General features: G+C 67.2%; 2 protein-coding genes. Both read right to left on the bottom strand.

All coding sequences use genetic code 11. The features are described from left to right. The coding region (locus ABZ354_RS28550; RefSeq protein WP_358661608.1) for a 2-oxoacid:ferredoxin oxidoreductase subunit beta at positions 1-1,054 on the bottom strand (1,054 nt) is incomplete at its 3' end. Continuing rightward, the gene (locus ABZ354_RS28545; RefSeq protein ID WP_358661606.1) at positions 1,047-2,870 is read right to left on the bottom strand and encodes a 2-oxoacid:acceptor oxidoreductase subunit alpha; all 1,824 of its coding nucleotides are present in this window, start codon (positions 2,868-2,870) and stop codon (positions 1,047-1,049) included. The genes ABZ354_RS28545 and ABZ354_RS28550, both read right to left, overlap by 8 nt. Positions 2,871-2,872: the final 2 nt, after the last annotated feature.

Genomic DNA, 2,872 nt, shown 5'->3' with positions numbered 1-2,872 from the left:
CGACGACGGTCCAGGTGTCGCCGCCGGTGAGGAGGGCTTGGAGGTCGCCCTTGCCGTGCTGCTCGACGGCCTTGTCGAGCTGGTCGGCCATCAGCGTGTCGTAGACGGGCCGCTGGACGGAGCGGAAGACACCGATCGGGGTGTGGTGCAGGGTGTCCGGGTCGGCCAGCCGGGACAGGGCGAACGCCGTGGTCGGCGACGCCGCGTGCGCGTCGTGGACCAGGACGTCGGCCTCGTTGTCCGGGGTGACGGTGACGACTTCCAGGTCACCGGTGTGCCGGTTGCGGACGACGCCCTTGGACTGCCCCGCACCGAAACGCACCGGCTGCCCGTGCTCCAGACGGATCACGGCCTCCTCCGCCTGCTGCCTGTCCTTCAGCACGTCGAAGGCACCGTCGTTGAAAATGTTGCAGTTCTGGTAGATCTCCACCAGGGCCGTGCCCGGATGCTCCGCCGCCCGGCGCAGGACCTCGGTGAGGTGTTTGCGGTCGGAGTCGACGGTGCGTGCCACGAACGATGCTTCCGCGCCCACGGCCAGTGACACGGGGTTGAAGGGGGCGTCCAGTGAGCCCATGGGTGTCGATTTCGTGATCTTGCCGACTTCGGAGGTGGGGCTGTACTGGCCCTTGGTCAGGCCGTAGATCCGGTTGTTGAACAGCAGGATTTTCAGGTTGACGTTGCGGCGCAGGGCGTGGATGAGGTGGTTGCCGCCGATGGAGAGGGCGTCGCCGTCGCCGGTGACGACCCATACGCTCAGGTCGCGGCGTGATGCGGCCAGGCCTGTGGCGATGGCCGGGGCGCGGCCGTGGATGGAGTGCATTCCGTAGGTGTTCATGTAGTACGGGAAGCGGGAGGAGCAGCCGATGCCGGAGACGAAGACGATGTTTTCCCTGGCTACGCCCAGTTCCGGCATGAATCCCTGGACGGCTGCCAGGATCGCGTAGTCGCCGCATCCCGGGCACCAGCGCACTTCCTGGTCGGACTTGAAGTCCTTCATGGTCTGCTTGCCCTCGGCTCGTGGGACGAGCTGGAGGAGTTCGTTGGTGTCAGCCATCGATGGCCTCCTTGAGGGCGGTGGCGAGTTGCTCGGCCTTGAACGGCATGCCGTTGACCTGGTTGTAGGAGTGGGCGTCGATGAGGTATTTCGCCCGGATCAGGGTGGCGAGCTGGCCGAGGTTCATCTCGGGGATCACGACTTTGTCGTAGCGCTTGAGGACGTCGCCGAGGTTTTTGGGGAAGGGGTTGATGTGGCGCAGGTGGGCCTGGGCGATGGTGTCGCCGGCGGTGCGCAGTCGTCGTACGGCGGCGGTGATGGGGCCGTAGGTGGAGCCCCAGCCCAGGACGAGGGTGCGGGCGTGGCCGGTGGGGTCGTCGACGTCGATGTCGGGGATGGTGATGCCGTCGATTTTGGCCTGGCGGGTGCGGACCATGAGGTCGTGGTTGGCGGGTGAGTAGGAGATGTTGCCGGTGCCGTTTTCTTTTTCGATGCCGCCGATGCGGTGTTCCAGGCCCGGTGTGCCCGGCAGGGCCCAGGGGCGGGCCAGGGTCTGCGGGTCGCGTTTGTAGGGCCAGAACACTTCGGTGCCGTCGTCCGTTACGTGGTTGGGGCCCTTGGCGAAGTGCACCTGGAGGTCGGGGAGTTCGGTGACGTCGGGGACCCGCCAGGGCTCGGAGCCGTTGGCGAGGTAGCCGTCGGACAGCAGGAACACCGGTGTGCGGTACGTCAGCGCGATGCGTGCCGCTTCCATCGCCGCGCCGAAGCAGTCCGCCGGGGTGCGCGGGGCCACGACCGGTACCGGCGCCTCACCGTTGCGGCCGTACATCGCCTGCAGCAGGTCCGCCTGCTCCGTCTTCGTGGGCAGCCCCGTCGACGGACCGCCGCGCTGGATGTCCACGATCAGCAGCGGCAGCTCCAGCGACACCGCCAGGCCCACCGTCTCCGACTTCAGCGCCACACCCGGACCCGACGTCGTCGTCACCGCCAGCGAACCCCCGAACGCCGCACCCAGCGCCGCGCCGATCCCCGCGATCTCGTCCTCGGCCTGGAACGTGCGCACACCGAAATTCTTGTGCCGGGACAGCTCATGGAGAATGTCCGAGGCCGGCGTGATCGGATACGACCCCAGGAACAACGGCAGATCCGCCTGACGCGCCGCCGCGACCAGACCGTACGCCAGGGCCAGACCACCCGAAATGTTGCGGTACACGCCCGGCTCGAACGCCGCCGCCGCCGGAGCCACCTCGTAGGAGACCGCGAAATCCTCCGTCGTCTCCCCGAAATTCCAGCCCGCCCGGAACGCCGCGATGTTCGCCGCCGCAATGTCCGGCTTCCGGCCGAACTTCACCCGCAGGAACTTCTCCGTACCCTCCGTCGGACGGTTGTACATCCACGACAGCAGACCCAGCGCGAACATGTTCTTGCTGCGCTCCGCCTCCTTCCGTGACAGCCCGAACTCCTTCAGCGCCTCCACCGTCAGCGTCGTCAACGGCACCGGATGCACGCTGTAACCGTCCAGTGAACCGTCCTCCAGCGGGGAGGCGGCGTAGCCGACCTTCTGCATCGCCCGCTTCGTGAACTCGTCCGTGTTGACGATGATCTCCGCGCCCCGCGGCAGGTCGGCGATGTTCGCCTTCAGTGCCGCCGGGTTCATCGCCACCAGCACATTCGGCGCGTCACCCGGGGTCAGGATGTCGTGATCGGCGAAGTGCAGCTGGAAACTGGAAACACCCGGCAGCGTCCCGGCGGGCGCCCGGATCTCCGCCGGGAAGTTCGGCAGCGTCGACAAATCATTCCCGAACGACGCCGTCTCCGACGTGAAACGGTCACCGGTGAGCTGCATACCATCGCCCGAATCCCCCGCGAAGCGGATGA

The organism is Streptomyces sp. NPDC005925, from assembly GCF_040638805.1.
Lineage (GTDB): Bacteria > Actinomycetota > Actinomycetes > Streptomycetales > Streptomycetaceae > Streptomyces.
Note: the sequence above shows the minus strand (reverse complement) of the source record. Positions and strands in the feature narration are given on the sequence as shown.